The following is a 1302-nucleotide window of genomic DNA, read 5'->3' as shown; positions in this document are numbered from 1 at the left end:
CAACAAAATAGCAAATATAAACCCATAAATACTGCTGTAAGCTATCACATTGTAATACAAAACACTTCGTTCTTGTATTACAATGTGGCTTGAAAAGGGGGAAGTTTCACTTTCCCCTTTTATCCCCTTTGGATTGTGTCGATTTGCTTTACGCAAACGCCACCTACCCATTTTATAAAAATAAAATGAGCAAAAGATCTTTCTTTTTGTCATACAAAAAGAAGAAAAAAAAGAGACGATTTTCTTCTTCCGAAATCGTCCCTCTTTTTGGATGAACGAACAAAAAATCTCTCGTATTTTGTTTGTTCATCCACTAAAAATATGCGAACAGTATGGCTTCATTCAATCCTGTTCTTACAAGTCAAAAGCATCGAATCGTCCAAGGACGATTCAACAAAAAAAGTAGTCGTTTTTGGACGACTACTAAGTTCTAAACATTCATTACCCATAATCAATTTGGTCTAACATCGTTTCTCGACTAGCTTGATCTAATCCAAGATACGTTAAGGTCATAGCTTCACTTGAATGGTTTAATAAATGCATCACTAAACCAATATTATAGTTTGACTGGGTATAGACCTTATAAGCGCCTGTTTTACGCATGGTATGCGTTCCTAGATAGTTAATTCCTACTTATTGTCGGCGGAGCTGGACGCTTCTTTCACAACCTCTATCCTCGATCTTTTTGGTCATACACTTCTTTGACGTTGATAAATTGATCAAGTATTGGATTTTCTCCTTTTAGGTCAGCTTCGAAACGGATACCGTCAATATTGATTCTGGCGTTACGGTAGTAGTCAGTTCCTAGTTGTCCCCATGCAGGAGTTGAGGCATCGACATTGCAGAAGATATCAAATCCTTGTTGTTTCAAGTAAGCAAATTTTTGATTTGCTTCAGAATAAGGTTGCCAATCGCTGATGTCAGCGCCAAATGGGTAGATCAAAATATTTGTTTTGCCTAAAATAGGTGCAACTTCATTTTGCCAACGTTCATTATCTTGTTGGATATCGGCTAAAGAAGCTTGTGTCATATTCAAGTGTCCCCAAGTATGAGAAGCAAAACTCCAACCATCTTTCTTTAATTGATCAGCAACTTTTTTGGCTGCTTCGATTTCTTTGTTTGTTTTTTCGTTATCACCATATTCTGATTTTGATGTACGGTAACCTAATACACCATTATAGCCTGTTAAAGCTAATGTTCCTTTGGCGCCTTGATAAGAAAAATCGGGCACGCCGCTGGCGATCAACCGGACCCTGCTGGAGGTCCAGCTCTCCGACCCGGCCGCCTCGCCCGACCTCCAGC

At 38.9% G+C, this 1302-nt stretch carries 1 protein-coding gene; it reads right to left on the bottom strand.

Annotated elements, in window-relative coordinates; genetic code table 11:
- Positions 1-670 precede the first annotated feature (670 nt).
- Positions 671-1231 carry a polysaccharide deacetylase family protein gene (locus AB0C76_RS41385; protein WP_359975965.1) on the bottom strand — a complete coding sequence of 187 codons (561 nt, stop codon included), beginning with the start codon at positions 1229-1231 and terminating at the stop codon, positions 671-673.
- Positions 1232-1302: the final 71 nt, after the last annotated feature.

Source organism: Kitasatospora sp. NPDC048722 (genome assembly GCF_040650235.1).
Classification (GTDB): domain Bacteria; phylum Actinomycetota; class Actinomycetes; order Streptomycetales; family Streptomycetaceae; genus Kitasatospora.
The sequence above is the reverse complement of the archived record's forward strand: the minus strand, read 5'-3'. Positions and strand labels throughout refer to the sequence as shown.